Genomic DNA, 23,261 nt, shown 5'->3' on the forward strand with positions numbered 1-23,261 from the left:
ATTCATTGCCGCAGCAGCGGCAGGGAACAGCAGCGGAATGATCCGCCGGATTTGATGATTTCCGAGAAATCCACCTCGATGACCGTGACTCCTTCCTTGCGCAAAGCTTCATTCACGCGTTTATTGGAAGGCAGGCTCAGCAGCTTATCCGGCGCAAAGGAAAGGATATTGGTCCCCATATAGAATTGTTCTTCTTCGGAAATCTCTATCGTCCTGTAAAGCTTTCGGAACCTGTCCAAATCCGCCTTTTCAAAAGCATCCGGATAAAGGATTGCCAGGTCATCCCGGACCAGATTGAAAACGCAATCCAAATGCAGGATATCCTCCCGGATCTTCACGCCGATCACTTCATAGTCCGGCAGCTGCTGCTGTACTTGCTGTACGGCATCCTTGTCCGTCCGTCTGCTCAGCCCGATCCAGACTCGCCGGCGATCGATGACAACATCGCCGCCTTCGATCGTCCCCTCGGTAATATCCTTATATGTAAGTCCCTGTTCCTCAAGCCATTCGCGGAATACTTTCGTTTCCCCTTTCCGTATATCGTCTTCCATATTCGACGCAAATAGCGTATCTCCTACACAAAAACCGATATCCCGGGTATAAACTTGCTCATTGAATGGTTCTTTCGCCGGCAATGACAGCACATCGACTCCATGATCGCGCAGCACGTCTACAAAATCCGTGTGCTGTTTCATGGCTAAATGCTTATCGATATTATGATTCAGATAATGCTTTTGTGTTTCATTGATCACTTTACGTATTTCCATGAAAGCCGGCGGGCAGACGACGACATGCTTAAGCTGGCCGAATTCCGTCTGGCACTTGATCTGAGGTTTTTTCCCTTCCTGCATCTTAGTCATATGATTCCCTCCATTGTTAGCTATCGGACAACACTCTCTGCCGCTCTTTATACCCTTCCCTATTTTCGTGTTTAATAAGCTGCCAAAAAAGGGATACTACCCTTAGACAGAAGGAGGAGAGCATGATGGAACAAGCAGAAGTCAGAAAACGCGTTGAACGAATTCTTGAAAATCAAAAAATCGGCACACTTGCCACCGTACAGGGAGGCAAGCCTTATACTCGATATATGGCCTTCTTCAATGAAGGATATACATTATATTGCGCAACCAGCGGCAGCTCACACAAAGTGGATGATATCGAGAGCAATCACAGCGTCCATATCCTGCTCGGATATAATGGTGATGGCGTCGGAGATGAATATGTGGAAATCGAGGCCGATGCCATTGTGAGTGAATCTCCCGAACTGAAGCAGCAGCTTTGGAAAGACAGCTTCCGAGCATGGCTTGATGGCCCGGATGATCCGGATTATGTCGTATTGGAAATCAATCCCGATAAAATCCACTTGAAGAATGTGAATAAAAGCGACGTTTATAACGTCGACCTATAAAGACAAGCAGAACCTCTTTGGAAGTCGCCCTATCGGCAGAGAGACTGAGCAGCTTGGCGGGGAAGATGATTCCTGTATGATGCAGGAATCATCTTCTTCACTTTCCGCTTTCCCTGAAAATGATCCTCATAGGAATCACAATTCGAAATCCGTCTCATCTTCCTTCTTTTCTGCAAGCAGTGCCTGGATTCCTCTTTTTCCATGCAGTCCCCGGCAACAGGATGAATCCAATATGATTTCACTGGTGATCAAAGTCTACATACAAAAAAGCCATGATCGGATGATCATGGCTTTCCCTTTAATTCAAGCGATCCATTGCGCCTCTTCTGGCTGTGAATAATAGTAAACCGATTAGCACTGCTGCCGCAGCGACATAATACGGGGCACCAATCGAAATGTGCTCTGATACTTTCCCTGCAAGCCATGGCGATATCGAACCACCTGTGAAGCGGAGGAAGCTATATGCAGCCGATGCAGTAGAACGCTCAACCGGCGATACTTCCATAACGGCTGTTGTCATGACAGTATTGTTAATACCAAGCAACAATCCCATCAAGGCAATCATCACGATCAGGAACACCGGCCAATGGGCACCGATGCCCATCAAAGCCAACGTAATGATGATACCGACCATTACCAGACTAAGCGATTTTTTCGTGCCCAGCTTTGTTTCGAAGGATGGTGCGATAAAGATCGAACCGATTGCCAGCATGACACCCCAGACGAAGAAGACGAATCCGATACCGAATTCACCCAGATTCAAGACAAACGGCGAATAAGTCAATAAGGTAAAGAATCCGAAGTTATAGAATAAAGCTGTCAAGCCCATCGTCAGGAGTCCTGGATGACGGAGCGCCTGAAATGGCGCCGAAAGCGGAATTTTCTTCGCCGGTTTCGGTACATCGGTCAGCAATATCCATACTGCGAGCAATCCGATCAGCATCAGTACAGCGACACCGAAGAAAGGTCCGCGCCAGTGAATGGAACCAAGCAGACCTCCCAAAAGCGGTCCGACCGACATCCCTAAACCCAGGGCCGCTTCATAAAGCATGATGGCAACCGCCGAGCCGCCGCTGGCCACACTTACAATCACGGCAAGCGCAGTGGAGATGAACAAGGCATTGCCCAACCCCCAGCCGGCACGAAGTCCGACCAGTTCATTCACACTGCCAGCCAATCCTCCCAAGGTGGAGAACAAAATGATGATGATCAGTCCGGTCAACAGCGTCATTTTCGGACCGATCCGGCTTGATAACCAGCCGGTGATCAGCATCATGATTCCGGTAACAAGCAAATAGCTCGTAAATAATAACTCGACTTGACTTGGTGTCGCATCCATCTGAGCTGCGATGGAAGGCAGGATAGGGTCGACCAGCCCTATCCCCATGAATGCAACCACACATGCAAAAGCAACCGCCCATGCTGCTTTCGGTTGCCGGAAAATCCGTTTTATACTATGTGCATCTTCCTGTAATTCTTTTTCCGCTTGTTCGATTTCGTGTCCATCGGGTATCGTTTCATTACGAATGTCCGACATACACTCATCTCCTTTCCTTTAATTAGCGAGCATCTTACGGCTCAGCCTTATGAATTCATTCTTTTCTTCTTCCGTCAATTTATCCAAGAAAGAGCCAAATGCTTTATCCCTTGCACCTGAGAAGCTTTCATAGAAATCGGATCCTTTTTGCGTAATCGCAAGCATGACCACTCGACGGTCCTTCTCTGAATGAATACGTTCCAAATAGCCTTCCTTCATCATGCGATTGCCTAAATTTGTCGCGCCGCTATAGCTGATACCGACTTCTTCAGCCAAATCAGACATGCGCATAGGACCATTATTTTTCAGCAGCCTCAGCAATACAAGCTGCGGACCGGAAATCTGGAAATCCCATTCCTTTCGCAACGCTTTATTGACATTGCGTACTAATTCGATAAAATCTACCATGTCTCTGTTTTCCACAGCCAAACCCCCAATTGGTGCTTTCTACTAGTATTAGTATACATCAATATTTCATACATGTGAAATAAATTTCATTAAAAAAGTTCCAGCCGCCCTGACAGCAGCTGAAACTTTTCCTTAACCTCTTCTTTTACTTGTTTTTTCCGTCTGTTCATTCACTGCTTGCCTGATATGATAAAGTTCAGCATACATACCTGCTGCGAATGCCCCGATGATACTGAGCAGCACACTTACGATCATTGCCATGAAGTCTGAATCGAAGCCAAGCATAGCGACCGCGCCGATGATGAATCCGATCACCAAGCCGATGGCAGTGAATTGGAGTATCTTACCGAATGTTACGGAATGCATCTATCCCCATCCTCTCATCTGCCTTTTTATCTATTTTTCTTATACCCCAAACGCAATGAGACTATTCTTCCATTCGATCGTTTAGTATAATAAGCCAAAAAAAACACTGGGGGAAATGGCATGCAATACCGTATCGCAGAAATTCATGATCTTCCTGCAATTGTTTCCATTTATAATTCCACAATTCGGGGAAGGATGGTGACAGCCGATCTGGAAGAGATATCAGTCGAAAGCAGATTGGAATGGTTCCAGCGTCATACTGAGCTGAGACCGCTTTGGGTGGTAGAAGAAGATGGGAATATATTGGGCTGGATCAGCCTGGAGCCGTTTTATGGCAGGGCTGCTTATCATAAGACTGTGGAAGTCAGCATCTATATCCATGAGGATGCCCGAGGCAAAGGACTAGGGAAAAAAATGCTGCAGTTCGTCCTTGATCAGTCCAAGGCATTGGATTTCAAGACTGTTTTAGGTTTTGTTTTCGGACATAACGAACCAAGCATCAAGCTTTTCGAGCACTTTGGATTTGAGCGTTGGGCCAATATGCCGAATGTTGCGGAACTCGATGGCATCGAGCGGGATCTAGTTATTCTAGGCAAGCGGATTCGGCCATGACAGCTATCCACTTGTGGATAAGTTCCTCTCAGCATCAATCGTCAAATTTTTCTGTGTATAACTCAAGTTACGCACAAATTATGTGAACAAACAGAATCCTTCTGTGTACAAGCATCTCCTTACCCACAAAAAATGTGCATAGCCTCTAAGCTATGCACATTTGCCATATCTCTCATTTCGTCCTTCGAGCAAAATCGACAAAGCGGAACTTGTCAGGGCGATGTTTCGACTCCGTGTATTGGAATAAAGTCGTATCCTCCAGATAAACAGCACTGCGCACCACCACAAGCTGTTGATAACTTCCCATGTCCAATATCTCTTTATCTTTTGCATCTGCCTCTTCGACGACAACTTCCTTCCTTGCGTAGCTGATTGAAAGCCCCAATTCCTTTTCCAGATAATCATAAATAGAATCAGCGGCAATTTCTTTCGTAAGCCCCGGGGCCAGCTCCTTCAATAGCAGATCTTTATCATAAATGACTGCTTCCCCATCAAGCTTGCGCAACCGGTGCAGCTCCCATACAGGAGCACCCTCCCCGCATTGCAGCACCTGCTGCCTGAACCCACGCGCTTCCTCGGTGAGAAGCTTGATGACACTCGTTTCCACCTTCTGCGACATCGAACGGGCCAACTCCTTGAAGCTTGTCAAACCACTGACAGGCAGAGGCAGCTTGTCCTGTTCAAGCACTACCGAGCCTTTGCCTTGCAGCTTCTGGATATATCCATTTTGAGATAATAGCTGCAACGCTTTTCTTACTGTTTCCCGGGATGTTGCAAATCTTTCCGTCAATTCATTTTCAGAGGGCAGCAATTGCCCTGCCCTGATTTTCTCCGTCTGAATTTCTTTAGCCAATAAATCATAGATTGCTTGAAATTTCTTCTCCATCCCATCAGGCCTTTACGCTTTACTATGATAAATGACCGCTTCGTACGGGCGAAGCCGAATCTGTCTGTATTCCGATGGACTATCCTGATAATTGGAAAGCAGGATTTCAGCTTTTGCCGTTTGTTCTTTCGGATAGGAAAATTCGGCTTCCTCTCCGAAGAAATTCGCAACGACCAACAGTTTCTCACCGTTCCACCTTCGCTCATAACAGAAGATGCGCTCATCATCCATACATAACGGTTCATAATCTCCATGGGTAATGATAGCATACTCCTTCCGTAATCGAATCAGCTTTTGATAGTGATAAAAGATGGAATCCCCATCCTGGAGTGCTTTTTCCACATTGATGTCCGGATAGTTCGATGCGGCTTCAATCCATGGCTTCCCTTCAGTGAATCCGGCATTTTTTGAGCCATTCCATTGCATCGGGGTCCTCGAATTATCCCTGGAGCGAAGCTGGATGATCCGCAGCACCTGTTCCTCTGCCATTCCCGATTCTCTTAATGCCAGATAAGCATTATGTGTCTCGACATCCTTATAATCATCCAGCTTTGAGAATTTCGGATCTGTCATCCCTATCTCTTCTCCCTGATAAATATAAGGAGTCCCTTGCATCATATGGAGCACGGTTGCCAGCATCTTGGCGGATTCTTTCCTCCATCGACCGTCATCACCGAATCTGCTGACAATACGAGGCTGATCGTGGTTGCACCAGAAAAGCGCATTCCAGCCGCCCACTTCCTGCATACCGATTTGCCAATCAGATAAAATCTGCTTCAATTTGATGAATTCCAGTTTACCATCAGTCCATTTCCTTCCGTTTTCATAATCCACCTTCAGATGGTGAAATTGGAACGTCATATCCAATTCCTCGGCATCGGGTTTCGTATACTGCTGGCAGGCAGCCAAACTCGTGGATGACATCTCGCCGACTGTCACCAAGTCATGCGGAGCAAACACTGCTTGATTCATCTCATGCATAAATTCGTGGATACGGGGGCCATCTGTATAATATCCCTTGCCATATTGACCATCCGGAGCATTCCGATCATCAGGAAAGCTCTGTACTTTTGACACTAGATTGATGACATCCAGCCGGAACCCATCAAGACCCTTTTCGGCCCAAAAATTCATCATCTTAAATAAGTCTTGCCGTACCTTTTCGTTTTCCCAGTTAAGGTCAGCTTGGGTCTTGTCGAACAAGTGTAAGTAATACTGATTCGTATGTTCCTCCAATGACCAGGCACTGCCGCCAAACTTGGATACCCAATTGTTCGGCTCGGCGCCATTTTTGGAATCCCGCCAAATGTAATAGTCGCGATATGGATTATCGATCGAGGAACTTGCCTGGCGGAACCATTCGTGATCGGTCGATGTATGGTTAATCACTATATCCATCATCAATTTCATATCACGATCATGCAATTCGCTGATTAACCGTTCCACATCTTCCATCGTGCCGTATGCTGGCTCGATCCTGTAATAATCGCTGATATCATATCCATTGTCTTTCTGGGGTGATTGATAGATAGGGGTCAGCCACACCATATCCACACCCAGCTCCTTCAGATAATCAAGCTTCCCGATGATACCTTGTAAATCTCCCACTCCATTGCCTGTCGTATCAAGGAAGCTTTTTGGATAGATTTGATAAACCGTACTTCTTTTCCACCATGGTTCGTGCATTATCATTTCTCCTCCTGCTTACACATTCCTTTTCTTTTTCGCCACTAAATAGGTTGTGACGAATGGCACAACAATGACAATCACCATCCCGATAGCAAATGCTCCCCAGCTTCCGGGAAGAATCGAAAAGATACCCGGCACGCCTCCGATCCCCACCGAGCTAGCCTCCACGCCTCTCCAGGCAATGAACATTCCAGCTATGGCCGAAGCTCCCAGTGCCAGGAAGAAGGGGTAGCGAAAACGCAGGTTGACACCGAATACCGCTGGTTCCGTGACACCGAGCCAAGCGCTGATCCAGGATGTCAGCGACAATCCGCGCAGCTTCTCATCCTTTGTTGCCAGCATCACACCCAGTGTGGCTGACCCTTGCGATATATTGGACAAGGCTAATATCGGCCAGAGGAATGTGGCACCTGTATTGGCGATCAGCTGTAGATCGAGCGCCAGGAATGTGTGATGCAAACCGGTAACGACCAATGCTCCGTATAATGCCCCGTACAGCAAACCACCAAGCGGGGCGACCATATCAAAAACAGCAACGAATCCATCAGTGATGGCATTTCCGACGATGAACATGATGGGGCCGATCACGACGAAACTCACAATTCCAGTAAGCAGGAGCGCCACAGGAGCTACAATGAGGAGCTGGAAACTGTCAGCCACTTTACGCCGCAGGAATATTTCTATCTTTGCCAGCACCCATGCTGCAAATAGTACCGGCAGGACCTGCCCTTGATATCCGACACGCTGGATTTCCAGTCCAAACAGATTCCAGACCGGTGCATTGCCTTCCAGGGCCGCACTGGCATAATCAGTCGGATTCAATAGGGATGGATGGATCAAGGCCAATCCCAGCACCATACCGAGCAGCGGACTGCCACCGAACTTTTTGACAGCCGACCAGCCGATCAAAGCCGGCAGGAAGGCAAACGCCGTGTTAGCGATTACATAAATCATATCGGCAATGCCTGCCCACTGCGGATAAACCTGTATGATCGATGCTCCATCGAAGATGATGCCTTCATTATTCAAGATGTTATGAATGCCCAGCAAAAGACCCGCCGTGACGATGGCTGGCAAAATCGGGATGAAAATATCGCCAAGTGTTTTCAACGCTCGCTGCAGCGGGTTCCCTTTACCGCTTACAGATTCTTTGACCTCCTCTTTGGTGGATTCGCCGATATCGGCAACCCGGATGAAATCCTTGTATACTTTATCAACCGTACCTTGTCCGATGACAACCTGATACTGGTTATTTGCCGAAAAAGACCCTTTTACAACATCGATCTTCTGCAATGCCTCTTTGTCCACTTTTCCTTCATCCATCAACGCTAACCGCAGCCGCGTGACACAATGCGTCGCAGCTTGGACGTTCCCTTTGCCGCCAAGGGCCGCCAGTATTTCCTCCGCCTGCTGTTTTAAATCCACTTCGGACACCTCACCTTTTGTATGATGTAAGCGAATACATTTTCATCATAACTTGTATATACAAGTCATGCAAGCTATTACTACCATTCTATACCCCAAGATTCCACTCTGGATTATTGAATTTTGTCGTAGTAAAATGGAAAAGTATTTGTAAACGTTTTTACTTGGCACACTAATTCTCAAATTCGCAGACAAAAGTTGAGGGTAATCATGCATACATACAAACCTTACTATCATTTTTCCCGGGAAGCGTGGGCTGCTCTTTCGGAAACTGAAACACCGCCCCTGACGCAATCAGAACTTGAAGAAATCCGCGGAATCAATACACGGATTTCCCTGCCCGAGGTGGAGAGTGCTTATATGCCGCTGACGAAGCTCATTTCTTTTTATCTTGAAGCGGCAGAAACACTCCACGCCAAAGCAGGTGCTTTCCTTGGAACAAGCGAGAAAAAAGTACCTTTCATAATCGGCATCGCTGGAAGCGTGGCAGTCGGCAAAAGTACAATTGCACGATTGCTGCAATTACTGCTTTCCCGTGTACTGCCTCATAAGAAAACGGAGCTCGTGACGACAGATGGCTTCCTTTATCCGAATGCAGTCTTGCAGGAAAAACAGCTGATGAAACGGAAAGGTTTCCCGGAGAGCTATGATATCAAGGCATTGATCGATTTCATGGGGCAGGTGAAGGCGGGCACGACGAATATCATGGGCCCGCAGTACTCCCATCTAACCTATGATGTCCTGCCGGAGCAGGCAGAATTGGTATCCGATCCAGACATCCTGATCGTCGAAGGAGTGAATGTGCTGCAAGTGAAGGAAGAATATCAGTTCTTCGTCAGCGACTTCTTCGATTTCTCGATATATATCGATGCCGAAGAAACCAATATCGAGAAGTGGTATAAGGAACGCTTCCTTATGCTGCGGGCTACGGCATTCCAGGATCCGAAATCCTATTTCCGCCATTATGCGGAAGTTTCCCTTGAAGAAGCACTGAAATCAGCGGATACGATATGGAAAGAGATCAATGCAAAGAATCTGCACGAAAACATCCTGCCGACTAAAGGCCGTTCCGATCTCATCCTCCGCAAGGGAAATAATCACGAAGTCGAAGACGTATATTTACGTAAACTCTGAAGCGAAAGGGGTCTTTTTCCGTCATGCCGGATATATACCACCGTATTTCCAGTCAGCGGGAGCAGATGTCAAAGTCCCAAAAGAAAATTGCTAATTTCATCATCGAACATCCGAATCAAGCACCCTTCCTCAATGTGGAAGGCTTGGCGAATGCAGCAGGGGTCAGTGATGCGACAATCGTACGCTTTGCCGCTTTTATGGGGTATCGCGGCTTTCCCGAGATGCAGCTCGCCTTGCAGAATGCCATGCAGGAGCAGCTGAATGCAACGGAACGATTCAAGCATCCTTCGGAGGAAATCGAGACAGAGGATCAGGATTTATATGCCATCTTCCTGCGTGACCAAGCGAATATCCAGGAAACGATGGAGGGAATCGATATGCAAGCATTCCATGAAGCTGCCGATACAGTCATCAATTCCAAACGAATCTTCATCCTGGCGAATCGCAGTGCAGTCAGTGTAGCGGATTTGCTGCATTATCATCTCTCCTTCATATTCGAGAATGTGGAGATCGTCGAACCTTCCGACAGGGCAATAGACCAAATCTCCACCATCCGGGAGGAAGATGCGCTGATAGCCTTGAGCTTCGTCCGTTATTCGAATCACACACTGCGATTATTCCAGATGGCCAAGGATCGCGGCGCAAAAGCCATTGCCATTACAGATGGTTTATCATCGCCTCTGCTCACAGCAGCCGATTATTCGTTCATGGCTTCCAGCAAATCTCCTTCGCTGACGCATTCCCTGACGGCCCCGATCAGCCTGATTCATGCTTTCATCGCTCTGATCGGAAAAGAAAAGGCCGATGACGTAAAAAAACGCCTTCGCACAATCGAACAGGCGTGGCGTGATTTTAAAGTGTTTTCCAATTTCAAACCCCCGACATCTTGATCGGGGGTCATTTTTTATTTATAAGCAGCCTCTGCTGCCGGCAAGTAACTATAGACGGCTTTTACATAATGAATATCTCCGTAACATGCATCCAATTCCTCCGATTCCGGACGTATACAGCGATAATCTTCCGGATTGTCGAGCTTTGCATATTGTTCTTGAGAAAATTGAATTGCCAGCTCTTCACTGAATACCCCGCCATTCTCATTGACAAAACCAATGAATCCCGGACCGAAATTATAAGCCTGGATCGCAACATCCTGTTCTCCATTTGCTTTCTTCAGCATATCAAGGAAGTGGTCGATACCATAGGCGATGGACTCTTCTGGATCCTGTATACAGCCCGGCTCTCCACACTTGCTTTCAGAAGCTTGCATCGGGTCGTCTCCCCTGCCGCCCGACTCCTGCATCATGATGGAGAGCACAAGCGGCGCCAGCGATTCCTGACCTGCTCCGGCTAATTCCTGCTCGATTGTATCCCGATAAGCTAATACATCCTCGGAAAGCATCCTCCCCTCTTTCTGCTCCCTGCCGCTGTTGTCCACCACGACAGACAGGAAAAACAGAAAAAAGAATAAGCCCAAACCGAATAAAAGCACTGTACCGAAAGCATATAAAAGTGATTGCTTTTTCCTGTTACGCTTCTTTTTCACCCTTCTCACCCGCCATATGACGTTTTCGCAGAAGCCATCCCCATCCCAGTGAAAGAAGGAGGCTTCCCAGACAGAGAACAATCAGTATATTCCAAAACGGCGGTCTGTATGTGAAGACTATATGGTTTTCCCCATCCTGGAGCTTCACTCCCAGAAACGCATAATCAGCCTTCAGGAGTTCCTGCTTCTCGCCATTCACCGATACTTGCCAGCCCTTTTCGTATGGCACAGGTATTTTCAAATAGCCATCACCATTCTGCTGATTATCGTAGTCTACTATCACCTGGTTATTATGGATCAAAAATGGTATCTCCTCAGCTTCCGCTGCAGTCTCTTCAAGTTTTTGGTAGTCTTCATGCTGCAGCTGAAAGTCTTTGATGGTATAACTCCCCTTCGGCAGTCTTATCCGAATCGTATCAGCTGCCTTGACCCGAATGGTCAAGTCATCGACTTTCGTACGGTAAATCGATTGCTGGGATTTCCGGTCTGTTTTGAACTCATTGACTGCCAAATCATATAATGGCGCACTCGGATCATTATTCTTCAGGTAGAAGCTGGTGTAATAATCCCCTGTCTGTGGCAATCCTTCATCGAGCCGCAGATCGAGACCGCCTTCCTCTTCATCCACCTGGAGCTGTCCATCCTGGTAAGTGCCTCCTGCAGCCTCCACCGTTACCTGATCCATCAGATCCGGAAGTGAATCTGCATCTTCACTCGATTCACCATCAGCGAGGACGATCCCATCAAGCATTGCATGCTCCCGCTCCAGCGGTGTATGACTTTCCAGATCCTTCTCCTGGAACACATCATCAGAAACCTTCGCAAATGGTAGCATATTATCATTCCGATAAACGACATAATTGCTGCTGGCCATGTACGGCTCAAATCCGTAAGGCGCATCAATCGGTTCCTGTTTATCGTACATGATGTATTTCCCATTCAGCAAACCGTACAGATTCGCTCTGTTTCCAAAGCCTGCATAGCGGCTCACGCTTTCTCGTTTCATATCAATATTCAGGTCATAATAATAGAAAAACAGCAGTTCCTTATTCAAAATGCTCGAATAGATACTGACACCCGGAAAACTTTGAACCAAATTCGTATTATTCCGATTATCCGTCTTCCATTCGAGTCTGGTAAAGGTCCCATCCGATTCGAGTACATCCTGAATCAATTCCTGCTGTTCGCTGCTGGCATACCTGTCACTTTTCAGGAATTGGAGCGTGGAATCCTCCACATTGCCAGCACCGGACAGCTGCTTTTCCTGATGGGCATTGATAAGGGGAATGTAAGTCGCAAAGACAACAATAAGACAAAGTCCCAGCATCCATGCTTTCCTTTTGAACGTATAAATAAGGAAAGCAGCCATTACCAGCGCAACACCCCTCCAGACGTACCTCGCCCAGTCGTCCTCCCAATCCAGCGTCACATCATGGCGCAGATGGAGGCAGTACAATAGCACCGCAAGTCCAATCGCCAATAGCAGATGCGCTTTCCTCACCTTAGGCAAAAGTGTCAGACCGACAGCAATGGTTCCGGCAATGACAAACATGGACAAATATTCGAAACGATATTGCGGAGCGGAGAAGCCATTGAAAATGCTCGCGATACGGGGGCTTCCCTGGAAGAAAATGAACAAGATACTCAGCAGCGCAAACAATCGGAATAGCTTGTTCCTATAGAATCCTGCCACACATACAAGGATGACAAATAAAGCAGGCACAAGCAGCGTCCTGCTCGTGAACAGGATATTATCCTCATTCCCATAAAACGGAATCGGGTCGTCAAAAGCCGGCCGGTAATTATTCAAAAATGCATAGACAGACGGTATGAATGAAATCGAACCGATTCCGAAACCAAGCAGTAAAGCAGGAATGAAATAGAGCAGCTGAGACCTGATTGGCAGCTCATCCTCTGATAGCTTGATAACCCAGCGAGCTATGACATAGATTCCGATAAAAATGAAGCTTATGTATGAAAAGTAGAAATTATCGAAAACGGATATCGCCACAGCAGCAATGAACCAATAAGGTTTCCGTTCCCTGATGATTTTTTCCACTCCCAGCACAAGCAGCGGCAGCCACAAAAAGGCATTGGAGAAAAACTCCCAATATACGACATGCCGGAAATAGATGGCGCTGCCCGAATAAAAACACGCCCCGGCAAATGCCGGCAGAAGCGGTATGCGAATATACCGGAAGACTGCAACTGCAAGCAAAAGCGCTGTTGTAAGACGGATGATGCTGACAGGCAGGATGGCTTTCGCCCAGGTAATGACATCCGGATTTCCGATGACATTGGCAATATCGAGAACCTTTATCACAAGCATTGTCAGCAGATACACGATGCTTGTAGAAAAATAATAAGCCAGCTGACTGTATATGCCCCCTCCGAGTCCGAAAGAGAACGAATAGAAAAGGTTCCCCTGTGTATATTGCTCATACAAGTGCTGCTTGAACGGCAGCATCTGCGCCATTCCATCATTCGGTCCGAGCATGATGCGGCCATCCAAGTATCCCCTGATGAAATGCATATGTACCAAAATAGCAAATGTGAGCGCTGCTGAAACAAGCAGCACCACTTTCCACCTACGCTTCATTTGTCACATCCTCACGTCCACTCTTCATGATTTTACTGGTGATGACAAACGTGATCGGCACAGTGAAGAAAACAGCTGCGATTGGTGCCACTGTACCATTCCAGCCGAAGCCCTCGATGAAAATGTATACGAGGACGGAAGACACTGTGATATTGACAGCCTGCGTCAGCGGAAACTGGAAGAATTTCCGCCAGGTCGGTCTTACACCGTACGTAAAGTAACTATTCAAGAAAAATGAAAAAACCATGCTGATGATGATCCCGATCCAATGGGATACAAGATAATGCACATCCGCCAGCTGATAAAAGAGCAAGTATACCAGATAATAACAGATTGTGTTCAGCACACCGACAATGATAAAACGAGTGAATTCAAGCTTCCATATTTTTTTCATAATGTTTCCTAGCCTCGATATTTGTATCTTTTACTAAGTAATGCGGTCTCCGTTTGGTTTCATTGTAGATCCGGCCGATATATTCCCCGATCACACCCAGGCTGACCAACTGCACTCCGCCCAGGAACAGGATGGCAGTGATCAAAGTGAAATAACCCGGTGTGACGACTCCGCGGACCAGCACTTCCACGAATGTATAAAGGATGTATGCCAGTGATAGGAATAATACGATGAAGCCGGCATACAAGCAGGCACGCAATGGTTTTGTGTTGAAGGATACGATACCATCTATGCCATAATCGAGCAATTTTCCAAACGACCATTTTGATTTACCGTTTTGGCGGCAGACATTATCGTAATAGACTGTTTTCTGTTCGAACCCGATCCAGGAAAATAAACCTTTCGAAAACCTATTGCCCTCACTCAGGATCAATAAGGCGTCGATAGCCCTGCGGCTAAGCAAACGGAAATCACCGACTCCATTTTGGATCCGGACATCAATGAATCGGTTGATGATTTTATAGTACATCGTCGAAATAACTTTACGCGGGAAGCTTTCCCCTTTTCTGTTTCTCCGGGCGATCACTTGATCATACCCCTCTTCAAATCCGGCCAACAACTCATGCAGCAGGGAAACAGGATGCTGTAAATCAGCATCGATGACGACCGCACAATCCCCTTGGGCATGCTGAAATCCGGCCAATATCGCCGCCTCTTTTCCAAAATTCCTTGTGAATGACAAATACCGCACATTATAATGCATATCCGCTAACTCTTTCAGTTCCAATAGCGTGGTGTCAGAACTGCCATCATCCACATAGATCACTTCATAATCATAGGATGAATATTGTAATTCCTTGGCAAGTTCATCATAAAAAACCTTTACATTTTCCGCTTCATTAAACGAAGGCACAATTACGGATAGTAATCTCCCAGCCATTCTTTTCCCTCCATTTAGGTATAAACCATTCTCTATGTATTGTTAAAATTGTGAGCGGCTTGACTCCTTATTATACTTCACTACCCTTAATTCGTCAGTTTACATCCTGTTCAAAAGAGGAAATATGTGTAAAAGATAAGTAAAAAAGCTGCCGAAGATGCGTAAATTAGCAGCAATAGACCTGGATGGAACTTATCTCCATGCTGCATGCTGATGCTGTTAAAAAATCACAGCAAAAAAGGGGCTGGAATCATCGGCAGCAAAGCATCGAGGGAAAATGCACTGAAAAACCCGCAAAGAAATTAGACTTTAGTAAAGACGAGATCATTGCCGTCGGCGACAGCATGAATGATCGGATCGTGCTTGAGACCGCAGGGACAAAGGTCGTTCTGGGCAATGCAGCTGAAGAAGTGAAACAGCATTGCGATTAGCCGACCAACACCAATGAAAAAGACGGCGCTGCCAGTATGCTTGAATGGGAAACACAAAAATAGAGGCTGATTTCAGCCTCTATTTTTGTGGTATTCGATTGTACTATATACTTGCGCGCTAGCTGATGGATCCAGATACAGCTTCGCACTATTGACTGCAGTGATCGCCTCAGCGAACCCTGTCGCAATCAGCATATTCTTATTGGGATACTGAACAGCGTCCCCGGCTGCATAGATACCTGGCACATTGGTCGCCATCGCTCGATCAACGATGACTTTATTCTTGTCCGTCTCGATTCCCCAGCTGGCAAACGGTGTTTGCGTCAGATTGACATTTTCATAATAAAGCAGGGCGTCCGTTTCATGCATCATCTGTAAACCTTCCTGATCCACCAGCAATGTATGCAATCCTCCGCTGTTCCCAATCAGCTTGGTCACTTTATGATTGTACTTGACCTGTATCGAGGTTTCCTCCAGCGCTTCGATCACATGAGGAGGAGTATATAGGAAATAATCCTGCTGATTAAGTAATGTCACTTCCTTCGCTGTCTTCTCTAGTGCCATCGCCCAGTCAATGCCGGTCCTATTCATTGCATAGACAGTGACGCGCATATCACGGAATCGCTCAGCCGACTTCAAATAATAATGAAGATTCTTTCCTTCATAAAGCGGCGCCTCCGCAAGCCGCAGCGGTTTCATCTGATAAGTTCCCATTCCGCAGGCAAGGATGATTGTCCGAGCCATATACAGCTTGCCGGCAGTCGTTCCCACTTCAAAAATATCGTTTTGCTGTTTTCTCACCTGTTCGACAAATTCTCCACTCACGACTTCAGGCTCTGCCGATCTGCTTTGCTCAAGCAATTTGCCGACCATCTCCTCTCCCGTCGCGACCGGGTATGCACCTACATCATAAATTTGCTTTTCCGGATAAAACTGCGCCACTTTCCCGCCAAAATCCGATGAAGCTTCGATCAATAATGTCGTCATCCTCCGCAGCTTTGTATAAAAGGATGTATAGAGACCGGTTGTGCCTCCTCCTATGATGATCACATCGTATATAAAATCATTTCGCAATTGGCTATCCTCCCTGCTGCTTGATTTCCATGATAATTCCTCTGATAGAGGGTTACTTTTTCACACTCACACACAATGTATCCAAGCCTATTTTACTGTAAAAAAACTTAAAAGTTATTCACAAAGTATTTTGCCGGGTCGGATACTGTCACCCTTGCTGCATGCTTCCTATTCATTGCAGCTCCCTCAAGCTATATCGCAATTGAATACGCGCCCAGCAGGTTAAACTGCGCGACAGCAAGATACAAATACGGCTTTAGACTCAACTTCGGCGAATCAAAAGCCAGCCGATTACAATATATCGCAAATCATGACGAGTTGACGAATATACCGGATCGCCGCTGCTTCGAACAGCAGTTTTTCACTATTCGACAAAAGCTTACAAGTGAGCGTGCTCCACAAAAAAAGAAGACGCCTCCTGCATAACAGGGTCGCCTTCTTTAATATTCTGCTCTATCTTCCTTCTCCATCCAGGCCTTCATCGGATCTGATGTTTCCTTGTCACGGAGCTGCACCGTATGAATCTTCCGCTTCTCATATGGTTTCCCGATTTCCTGATAAATGAAATCATCATCAAAACCGATTGCAGCAGCATCCTTTTTCGTATAAGCGAAATACAACGCCTTTGGGCGAGCCCAATAAATTGCTCCCAAACACATTGGGCATGGTTCACAGCTGGAATAAATGATGCAATCCTTCAATTCGAAATGCCCAAGATTGCTCGTTGCATCGCGTATGGCCTGTATTTCGGCATGGGCGGTCGGATCATGAAGACTCGTGACCAAGTTCGTTCCTTGTCCGATGATTTCCCCATCCCGGACGATGACAGCACCAAATGGTCCTCCTTTACCGCTATTTACGTTCTCAACAGCAAGCTTACAAGCATAATCTATGTAATGATGATGATCCACTTTCATCTCCTCCTACAGCATACTTACTTTCAGTATAGAATTTTTCATAATTTTTAGCCAGTAAGTCTGGATAGAATGCCGCAGAATCAGGAACAATAAACTTGTTACTTTTCGTAACCTCATATATAATGAAACATAAAAGATTAAGTAAACAGCGCTTTTGAAGAGGTGATGATAGATGAAATCCGCAGAATTATGCCCACGCTTTGAATCAGGAATGGAGCTTCTCAGCAAACGTTGGACTGGGCTTATCATTTTCCGCCTCTTAGAAGGATCACAGCGATTCTCTGAATTGGAATCTTCCCTGCCGATCAGCGGCCGTTTGCTCTCTGAGCGTCTCAAAGAGCTGGAAGCAGCGGGTATCGCAACAAGAACAGTATATCCGGACACACCTGTCCGTATTGAATATGAACTGACAGAAAAAGGTCATGCATTGCGCCCTGTGATTACTTCTATAAGAGAATGGGCGGAAAAATGGGTTACATTGGATGAAAGCGCTCCAACAAAACACTAATTTTTTTAACAGCCTGTCCCAGCCATAGGACAGGTTTTTTTGTGTGATTTTATTCCGAATTGTGAAAATATTACTAAAAATCATTTACATTTTTTCTTAACGGGTATATACTTAAGAGATCATACTGGATAGGAGGTGGGGAGGAAATGCAACGTAAAGCTGCTCTTTTGTTTATTGGCCTTGTATTGTCGATCACATTGCAAGTAATGGTGCTGCATCCGATGTTTCATTTAGGGACAAATGACATCCAACCACAGCACGTCGTCATCCATAAGGCCGATTTACCGGATGATGAAAAACATTGGTTTCCGATCATAACACAAACAGCAGTCCTGACTTTTCTGCCATTGCTGCTTGTCCCGATTATGTTACAAGCACGTATGCTGCAGACCAAGCAGGCAGTCCGGCATTTCCTGCTGGCCGTCTTCTATCAATCGAGTTATCGCTGAATAGTCCTCCTTTTGCTTTAGGTTGTTTTAGCAATCCAAAGGAGGGGACGAAAATGTTTGTGGCAAGAGCGATCATGGTCATAGCACTTTCTGTTAGCGCACTATCCATCCTTGCATACCAAGGTATTGAATTTGTGCATGCGATTTCAGACCTATTCAGCAAAAAAGGATAATAGAAAAAGAGCGTATTCTTGAGGGGGAATACGCTCTTTTTCTATATTAATCGATTAACTTGCCGGGATTCATGATTGCACGCGGATCGATCGCCTGCTTTATCGTGCGCATCAAATCGTACGCTGCCCCATGTTCCTTTGATTGATATCGCTTCTTGCCTACTCCTACCCCATGCTCGCCTGTACAGGTTCCATCATGCGCCAGCGCATAGTCCACAATCTCTTCATGAAGCTGTTTCGCTGCAGCCACTTCACTCGCATCCGCAAAATCCGCCATTGCGATGATATGGAAATTCCCGTCACCCACATGTCCTACAATACCAGCTTCCAAGCCGCTTTCATCCACTGCCCGTCTTGCATGGAGGATTGCCCCGGCAAGCTCGGATATAGGCAAGCATACATCCGTGACAAGCATTTGTTTAGTCGGCGCTCCTTGTATGTAGTAATAAGCAAGATTATGTCTTGCATCCCATAATCTCTCCTGAGCACCCATGTCTGTCTCGGCAAGGAATTCCACTACCTCAAAAGGCTTTAATAGCTCCTCCATCCGTTTAAGCTGATGCTGGAGATGCTCAGTTTCCCCGTTCAATTCGAAGAAAATCGTCGGCTGTTCGATATAGGCTGTCTTGGCGAAATGGTTGACGTGCGCTACAGAGGGTGCATCCACGAATTCAATCCGCGCCAAATCCAGCCCAGCGGTACGAAGTCTTACGACAGCCGTGACTGCTTCTTCAAAATCACGGAAGACTGCACGTGCAGCCACTGTCGCCTCCGGTATCGGATACACACGGAGTGTAAGCTCCGTAATGATGCCAAGGGTGCCTTCCGAACCGGTAAATATCCCCGTAAGATGTAATCCTGAAGAAGATTTCAGCGCTTTTGAACCTGTATGGATGATTTCCCCGCTTGGCAATACTACCTCCATATCCAGTATATTATCCCGCATTGTGCCGTATTTCACTGTATACGAGCCGCTCGCATTCGTTCCAGCCATTCCCCCAAGCGTCGCTTCCGCCCCGGGGTCGACACTGAAGAATAATCCATGCTTCTTCAGGGCATCATTCAATTGGAACTGCGTCAGCCCTGCTCCGACGACAACGTAACCGTCTTTATCTCCAATGGCCTTCAGATCATTCATCAAACCAAGGTCCAGGGAGATTCCTCCGTCATAAGGAATTGCATGTCCCTCCAAGCTGGAGCCTTTCCCAAAAGGAGTGACAGGAATCCCATATTCGTTGGCAAAAGAAAGGATCGCGCTGACCTCTTCCGTGTTTTGAGGGAAGACAACAGCATCGGGATCTGCCGCAGGGTGATAGGATGCATCATGATTATGCTGACCGATGACTGCAGCCGCTGTCGATATCCTCCCTGGATTCACAATCTTACTCAGTTCTTTCACAATGTCCATACCTAGCTGCACCTTCTTTCCATATATAAATAAGCTTAACATGAAGGCTGCGAATTAAAAAGCAGAATAGTTAGAATAAACAAACGCATTATAAAAAAACGTTCATGTATATTTTTCTAAGTAAAAAAAACAATAAAAAAGTAAAAATCGAATTTATTTCACATCTGTAAAATACTTTGATGCCGCGGTTTTCCGGAACGCCAATCAGTATGTGAAATATCACACAAACTCGATAAATGCAATAGTTATTTTAAATACTTTGTTAAAATTGATTAACAATTGATTAGTGATAGAATTATTTATGGCAGTTACAAAAGGTAAGTAATCATTCGAAAAGGTGGAATCTGATATGAACACATATCGCAATAATGAAGATGGATCCATTTCCACTTCTCTAAGAGGTAAGAACTTAATTTCAAATCCTTTTCTAAATAAAGGTGTCGCTTTTACAAAAGAAGAACGGGCAGAGCTTGGCCTTGAAGGCGTATTGCCAGCGACCGTATTGACATTGGATGAGCAAGTGAAGCGTGCTTACGAACAGTTCAATGCACAGCCTAACAACTTGCTGAAAAACAATACATTGAACCAGCTTTACAATCGTAACGTGGTTCTTTACTATCGTCTTTTGACTGATCATCTAAGCGAAATGCTTCCTGTCGTTTATACTCCGACTGTAGGACAAGCCATCCAGGAATACAGCCATGAGTACACACGCCCAGGCGGTGTTTATCTTGATATCAACAATCCGGACGGCATCGAGCAAGCATACGAAAATAATTTGCTTAATTCAGATGAAATCGACTTGATCGTAGTCACTGACTCCGAAAGCATCCTTGGAATCGGCGACTGGGGTGTCGGCGGCCTGAATATCTCCATCGGTAAATTGGCTGTATACACAGCAGCTGCTGGCATCGACCCTAACCGTGTACTTCCAGTCGTAATCGATGCTGGTACAGATAATGAAAAATTGCTTAACGATCCGCTTTATGTCGGTAACCGCCATAAACGTGTACGCGGCGAGCAATATGATCAATTCATCGATGCTTTCATCAGCAAAACAGTAGCGAAATTCCCTAACGTACTTCTACACTGGGAAGACTTCGGCAACCGTAACGCTCGCAACATCATTGATAAGTATGGCGACAAGATCCTTACTTTCAACGATGATATCCAAGGAACTGGCGCCATTACACTTGCAGCTGTGATGAGTGCTTGCAAAGTAGCTGGCACACCAATCAGCGAGCAGCGCGTCGTTGTATTCGGTCCTGGTTCTGCAGGTATCGGTAACGCAGACCAAATCGCTGCTGCCATGGTACTTGATGGCATCTCCAAAGAAGACGCATTGAAAAACTTCTGGGCTATCGACCAACGCGGTCTTTTGACTGATGACATGGATGGCATTGCTGATTTCCAGAAACCATACCTTCGTTCTGCTGATGAAGTAAAAGACTGGAATAGAGAAGATGGCATCATCGGACTAGCTGAAGTCATCCGCCAAGTGAAACCGACTATTTTGATTGGTACTTCCGGTCAAGCTGGTGCATTCAGTGCCGAAATCATCAAAGAAATGGCAAAACACGTAGAGCGTCCAGTCATCATGCCTATGTCCAATCCGACTCCGCTTGCTGAAGCAATTCCGAAAGACTTGCTTGAGTGGACTGACGGTAAAGCATTGATCGCAACAGGAAGCCCGTTCGACCCTGTTGAATACAAAGGTACGACTTACCACATCGGTCAAGCGAACAACGCCTTTGCTTTCCCTGGTCTTGGACTTGGCTCCATCGCTGTAAAAGCAAGCCGCATCACTGATTCCATGTTTGCCGCTGCAGCCAATGCAATCGCGGACATGGTTGAAAGCAATGTACAAGGCGGTTCCTTGCTTCCAGCAATCGACGAACTTCAACCTGTTTCAACCGCTGTTGCAGAAGCAGTTGCCAAAGCTGCAATCGAAGACGGCGTATCTGATGCAAAACCTGAAGAAATCAAAGACCTTATTGCTAAATCTGTATGGAAACCAGAATACAAAACCATCAGAGGCTAAGATTTTAAAGAATTTCTCATGGTGCAGGTGACTCCTTCATAAGGAGGCACCTGTATTAATTTTGACAATTCGAGCAAGATATCTACTGTAGGGAGTGGAATGAACATGAGTTTTGGTGAAATTTTCATCATTCTAATACCGATCTTCTTCGTAATCCTTCTTGGATTCATCGCAGGGAATCGGGGCATATTCAACAAAGAAACATCCAAAGGGATCAACACACTTGTAACAAAAATCGCATTGCCAGCACACTTATTCGTCGGGATCACAACTACTTCCCGTGAAACGATTTTCGATAAAGCTTCTTTCCTTGGAGCATTGATCATCGGTGTTATCGGATTCTTCATCGTTGTACTTCTTGTCACTAAATGGACTACTAAATACGATTTCGTACAATCAACGATGTTTTCCTTGAACTCGACTCAGCCAACGTTCGCCTTCATGGGTATCCCGGTTTTGGGAAGTCTGTTTGGCGCCGAAGCAATCGCTATTCCAATTGCTTTGATGGGTATCATCGTTAACGCATTACTTGATCCACTGTCCACCATCCTTGGTACAGTAGGTGAACGTAACCGCGGTACAGGATCAGATGAAAAACAAGAAAGCTTGTTCAAAGTAACAATGAAATCCATCCTGCATGGTCTCAGCGAGCCGCTTGCTTGTGTACCTATCATCGGTTTGCTTCTTGTGCTTATCTTTAACTTCCATCTGCCTGAATTAGGCGAAAAATCACTAGATCAAATCGGTGATGTCGTATCCGGTGTTGCATTGTTTGCAGTCGGTGTCACAATCGGTATCAATAGAATCAAACTAAGCTTCTCTGCATTCTCGATCGCAATCCTGAAAGCAGTCGTTCAGCCGCTTGCTATGATTGTCATCGCGCTTGCACTTGGTTTGAAACATGATGATCTTGTAATGGCAGTATTGCTTGTATCCTTCCCAGGTTCCGCGGTTGCATCCATGATCGCAATTCGCTTCAAAAGCTTGGAAACAGAGGTTGCTTCCGCTTTCGTAATCAGTGCCATTATGTCCATCATCACCTTGCCGTTCCTGATCACGGCGATAATGTAAAAATAAAAGGAGTATCCCCTGATAGAGGGGATGCTCCTTTTTTTATTTGACGGCAGGAAGGTCATCTGATTTCGACATTTCGTCTCGCAAGTAATCCATGTATCGTTCCAGAGTGGTCAGAATTTCATCTCGTTCATCATCCGACAAGTCACCGGCATGCTGCAACTTTTTATATGGATATGCACTCACTTTACTTCCTTCCTTTCATTATAAGTTGATTATATTTATAACTACTGTATACCCCGCTC

24 protein-coding genes are annotated in these 23,261 nt (G+C 46.0%); 9 read left to right on the forward strand and 15 right to left on the reverse strand.

The features are described 5' to 3' along the window. Positions 1-2: 2 nt before the first annotated feature. The gene (locus CHH53_RS13965; RefSeq protein ID WP_198946057.1) at positions 3-860 is read right to left on the reverse strand and encodes a dimethylarginine dimethylaminohydrolase family protein; all 858 of its coding nucleotides are present in this window, start codon (positions 858-860) and stop codon (positions 3-5) included. 122 nt (positions 861-982) lie between these two features. On the opposite strand from CHH53_RS13965, the gene CHH53_RS13970 reads away from it, so the two are divergent. Further along, entirely contained in the window at positions 983-1,408 is a 426-nt protein-coding gene (locus tag CHH53_RS13970) for a pyridoxamine 5'-phosphate oxidase family protein (RefSeq protein WP_369819894.1), read from the forward strand. A 298-nt stretch (positions 1,409-1,706) separates the two neighbouring features. Here the strand turns inward: CHH53_RS13970 and CHH53_RS13975 are convergent, their stop codons facing one another. From CHH53_RS13975 to CHH53_RS13985, 3 genes are all read right to left on the reverse strand, one after another. Beyond that, complete coding sequence (locus CHH53_RS13975) at positions 1,707-2,945, reverse strand: MFS transporter (RefSeq protein ID WP_095216746.1); 1,239 nt, start codon at positions 2,943-2,945, stop codon at positions 1,707-1,709. Between the two features lie 18 nt (positions 2,946-2,963). After that, positions 2,964-3,368 carry a MarR family winged helix-turn-helix transcriptional regulator gene (locus tag CHH53_RS13980; protein ID WP_095216747.1) on the reverse strand — a complete coding sequence of 135 codons (405 nt, stop codon included), beginning with the start codon at positions 3,366-3,368 and terminating at the stop codon, positions 2,964-2,966. 117 nt (positions 3,369-3,485) lie between these two features. Next, on the reverse strand, positions 3,486-3,719 hold the full coding sequence (locus CHH53_RS13985; protein WP_095216748.1) for a hypothetical protein: 234 nt from the start codon (positions 3,717-3,719) through the stop codon (positions 3,486-3,488). A gap of 120 nt (positions 3,720-3,839) precedes the next feature. Here CHH53_RS13985 and CHH53_RS13990 point away from each other — a divergent pair, with 120 nt between their 5' ends. Beyond that, positions 3,840-4,331 carry a GNAT family N-acetyltransferase gene (locus CHH53_RS13990; RefSeq protein WP_095216749.1) on the forward strand — a complete coding sequence of 164 codons (492 nt, stop codon included), beginning with the start codon at positions 3,840-3,842 and terminating at the stop codon, positions 4,329-4,331. 172 nt (positions 4,332-4,503) lie between these two features. Here CHH53_RS13990 and treR read toward each other — a convergent pair whose 3' ends face one another. Genes treR through treP form a run of 3 tightly spaced genes read right to left on the reverse strand, consistent with a single transcriptional unit; the run spans position 4,504 to position 8,331 of the window. Next, on the reverse strand, positions 4,504-5,217 hold the full coding sequence (gene treR / locus CHH53_RS13995; RefSeq protein WP_095216750.1) for a trehalose operon repressor: 714 nt from the start codon (positions 5,215-5,217) through the stop codon (positions 4,504-4,506). A gap of 12 nt (positions 5,218-5,229) precedes the next feature. After that, positions 5,230-6,903 (reverse strand): alpha,alpha-phosphotrehalase, encoded by a 1,674-nt coding sequence (gene treC, locus CHH53_RS14000; RefSeq protein WP_095216751.1) that lies wholly within the window; start codon positions 6,901-6,903, stop codon positions 5,230-5,232. Positions 6,904-6,921: 18 nt separating this feature from the next. After that, positions 6,922-8,331: a PTS system trehalose-specific EIIBC component gene (treP, locus tag CHH53_RS14005; RefSeq protein WP_095216752.1), complete on the reverse strand. Its 1,410-nt coding sequence runs from the start codon at positions 8,329-8,331 to the stop codon at positions 6,922-6,924. A gap of 210 nt (positions 8,332-8,541) precedes the next feature. On the opposite strand from treP, the gene coaA reads away from it, so the two are divergent. Next, positions 8,542-9,465, forward strand: coding sequence for a type I pantothenate kinase (coaA, locus tag CHH53_RS14010; RefSeq protein ID WP_095216753.1), 924 nt, complete (start codon positions 8,542-8,544; stop codon positions 9,463-9,465). A gap of 23 nt (positions 9,466-9,488) precedes the next feature. Continuing rightward, positions 9,489-10,355 carry a MurR/RpiR family transcriptional regulator gene (locus CHH53_RS14015; RefSeq protein WP_095216754.1) on the forward strand — a complete coding sequence of 289 codons (867 nt, stop codon included), beginning with the start codon at positions 9,489-9,491 and terminating at the stop codon, positions 10,353-10,355. A 14-nt stretch (positions 10,356-10,369) separates the two neighbouring features. On the opposite strand, the gene CHH53_RS14020 is transcribed toward CHH53_RS14015, so the two are convergent. From CHH53_RS14020 to CHH53_RS14035, 4 genes are read right to left on the reverse strand one after another with little or no spacing between them, the layout of a single operon-like run. After that, on the reverse strand, positions 10,370-11,008 hold the full coding sequence (locus tag CHH53_RS14020; RefSeq protein WP_095216755.1) for a lysozyme family protein: 639 nt from the start codon (positions 11,006-11,008) through the stop codon (positions 10,370-10,372). Continuing rightward, positions 10,992-13,607, reverse strand: a complete 2,616-nt coding sequence (locus tag CHH53_RS14025) for a YfhO family protein (protein WP_095216756.1) — start codon at positions 13,605-13,607, stop codon at positions 10,992-10,994. Before CHH53_RS14025 ends, CHH53_RS14020 begins: the two co-directional genes overlap by 17 nt. After that, complete coding sequence (locus tag CHH53_RS14030) at positions 13,597-14,001, reverse strand: GtrA family protein (RefSeq protein WP_095216757.1); 405 nt, start codon at positions 13,999-14,001, stop codon at positions 13,597-13,599. The genes CHH53_RS14025 and CHH53_RS14030 overlap by 11 nt, the downstream gene beginning before the upstream one ends. After that, entirely contained in the window at positions 13,979-14,941 is a 963-nt protein-coding gene (locus tag CHH53_RS14035) for a glycosyltransferase family 2 protein (RefSeq protein WP_095216758.1), read from the reverse strand. Before CHH53_RS14035 ends, CHH53_RS14030 begins: the two co-directional genes overlap by 23 nt. Positions 14,942-15,141: 200 nt before the next feature. Here CHH53_RS14035 and CHH53_RS14040 point away from each other — a divergent pair, with 200 nt between their 5' ends. After that, positions 15,142-15,372: an HAD family hydrolase gene (locus CHH53_RS14040; RefSeq protein ID WP_158221568.1), complete on the forward strand. Its 231-nt coding sequence runs from the start codon at positions 15,142-15,144 to the stop codon at positions 15,370-15,372. Positions 15,373-15,444: 72 nt separating this feature from the next. On the opposite strand, the gene CHH53_RS14045 is transcribed toward CHH53_RS14040, so the two are convergent. Both CHH53_RS14045 and CHH53_RS14050 read right to left on the reverse strand, forming a co-directional pair. After that, the gene (locus CHH53_RS14045; protein ID WP_095216760.1) at positions 15,445-16,446 is read right to left on the reverse strand and encodes an NAD(P)/FAD-dependent oxidoreductase; all 1,002 of its coding nucleotides are present in this window, start codon (positions 16,444-16,446) and stop codon (positions 15,445-15,447) included. 440 nt (positions 16,447-16,886) lie between these two features. After that, complete coding sequence (locus tag CHH53_RS14050; RefSeq protein WP_198946058.1) at positions 16,887-17,357, reverse strand: nucleoside deaminase; 471 nt, start codon at positions 17,355-17,357, stop codon at positions 16,887-16,889. Between the two features lie 178 nt (positions 17,358-17,535). On the opposite strand from CHH53_RS14050, the gene CHH53_RS14055 reads away from it, so the two are divergent. Together CHH53_RS14055 and CHH53_RS14060 are read left to right on the forward strand one after the other, a co-directional pair. Continuing rightward, complete coding sequence (locus CHH53_RS14055) at positions 17,536-17,871, forward strand: winged helix-turn-helix transcriptional regulator (protein WP_095216762.1); 336 nt, start codon at positions 17,536-17,538, stop codon at positions 17,869-17,871. 146 nt (positions 17,872-18,017) lie between these two features. Further along, the gene (locus CHH53_RS14060) at positions 18,018-18,320 is read left to right on the forward strand and encodes a hypothetical protein (protein ID WP_095216763.1); all 303 of its coding nucleotides are present in this window, start codon (positions 18,018-18,020) and stop codon (positions 18,318-18,320) included. Between the two features lie 219 nt (positions 18,321-18,539). On the opposite strand, the gene CHH53_RS14065 is transcribed toward CHH53_RS14060, so the two are convergent. Further along, a complete protein-coding gene (locus CHH53_RS14065) occupies positions 18,540-19,901 on the reverse strand; it encodes an FAD-binding oxidoreductase (protein WP_095216764.1) in 1,362 nt (453 codons plus the stop codon). A gap of 349 nt (positions 19,902-20,250) precedes the next feature. Between CHH53_RS14065 and CHH53_RS14070 the strand changes: the two genes are divergently transcribed. Beyond that, entirely contained in the window at positions 20,251-21,942 is a 1,692-nt protein-coding gene (locus CHH53_RS14070) for an NAD-dependent malic enzyme (protein WP_095216765.1), read from the forward strand. A gap of 105 nt (positions 21,943-22,047) precedes the next feature. After that, positions 22,048-23,013 carry an AEC family transporter gene (locus tag CHH53_RS14075; RefSeq protein ID WP_095216766.1) on the forward strand — a complete coding sequence of 322 codons (966 nt, stop codon included), beginning with the start codon at positions 22,048-22,050 and terminating at the stop codon, positions 23,011-23,013. Between the two features lie 42 nt (positions 23,014-23,055). Here CHH53_RS14075 and CHH53_RS17405 read toward each other — a convergent pair whose 3' ends face one another. Continuing rightward, on the reverse strand, positions 23,056-23,202 hold the full coding sequence (locus CHH53_RS17405) for a hypothetical protein (protein ID WP_158221569.1): 147 nt from the start codon (positions 23,200-23,202) through the stop codon (positions 23,056-23,058). Positions 23,203-23,261: the final 59 nt, after the last annotated feature.

Source organism: Terribacillus sp. 7520-G (assembly GCF_002271665.1).
Lineage (GTDB): Bacteria > Bacillota > Bacilli > Bacillales > Amphibacillaceae > Terribacillus.

Excerpts from the sequence above, each read along its gene's own strand:
- CHH53_RS14040 (WP_158221568.1), top strand. The coding sequence starts at position 15,142 with ATGCTGCATGCTGATGCTGTTAAAAAATCACAGCAAAAAAGGGGCTGG.
- CHH53_RS14015 (WP_095216754.1), top strand. The coding sequence starts at position 9,489 with ATGCCGGATATATACCACCGTATTTCCAGTCAGCGGGAGCAGATGTCA.
- CHH53_RS14035 (WP_095216758.1), bottom strand. The coding sequence starts at position 14,941 with ATGGCTGGGAGATTACTATCCGTAATTGTGCCTTCGTTTAATGAAGCG.
- CHH53_RS13975 (WP_095216746.1), bottom strand. The coding sequence starts at position 2,945 with ATGTCGGACATTCGTAATGAAACGATACCCGATGGACACGAAATCGAA.
- CHH53_RS14070 (WP_095216765.1), top strand. The coding sequence starts at position 20,251 with ATGAACACATATCGCAATAATGAAGATGGATCCATTTCCACTTCTCTA.
- CHH53_RS14060 (WP_095216763.1), top strand. The coding sequence starts at position 18,018 with ATGCAACGTAAAGCTGCTCTTTTGTTTATTGGCCTTGTATTGTCGATC.
- CHH53_RS13965 (WP_198946057.1), bottom strand. The coding sequence starts at position 860 with ATGACTAAGATGCAGGAAGGGAAAAAACCTCAGATCAAGTGCCAGACG.
- coaA (WP_095216753.1), top strand. The coding sequence starts at position 8,542 with ATGCATACATACAAACCTTACTATCATTTTTCCCGGGAAGCGTGGGCT.
- CHH53_RS13970 (WP_369819894.1), top strand. The coding sequence starts at position 983 with ATGATGGAACAAGCAGAAGTCAGAAAACGCGTTGAACGAATTCTTGAA.
- CHH53_RS13990 (WP_095216749.1), top strand. The coding sequence starts at position 3,840 with ATGCAATACCGTATCGCAGAAATTCATGATCTTCCTGCAATTGTTTCC.
- CHH53_RS14065 (WP_095216764.1), bottom strand. The coding sequence starts at position 19,901 with ATGGACATTGTGAAAGAACTGAGTAAGATTGTGAATCCAGGGAGGATA.
- CHH53_RS14025 (WP_095216756.1), bottom strand. The coding sequence starts at position 13,607 with ATGAAGCGTAGGTGGAAAGTGGTGCTGCTTGTTTCAGCAGCGCTCACA.
- treC (WP_095216751.1), bottom strand. The coding sequence starts at position 6,903 with ATGCACGAACCATGGTGGAAAAGAAGTACGGTTTATCAAATCTATCCA.
- CHH53_RS14030 (WP_095216757.1), bottom strand. The coding sequence starts at position 14,001 with ATGAAAAAAATATGGAAGCTTGAATTCACTCGTTTTATCATTGTCGGT.
- treR (WP_095216750.1), bottom strand. The coding sequence starts at position 5,217 with ATGGAGAAGAAATTTCAAGCAATCTATGATTTATTGGCTAAAGAAATT.
- CHH53_RS13985 (WP_095216748.1), bottom strand. The coding sequence starts at position 3,719 with ATGCATTCCGTAACATTCGGTAAGATACTCCAATTCACTGCCATCGGC.
- CHH53_RS14055 (WP_095216762.1), top strand. The coding sequence starts at position 17,536 with ATGAAATCCGCAGAATTATGCCCACGCTTTGAATCAGGAATGGAGCTT.
- CHH53_RS14075 (WP_095216766.1), top strand. The coding sequence starts at position 22,048 with ATGAGTTTTGGTGAAATTTTCATCATTCTAATACCGATCTTCTTCGTA.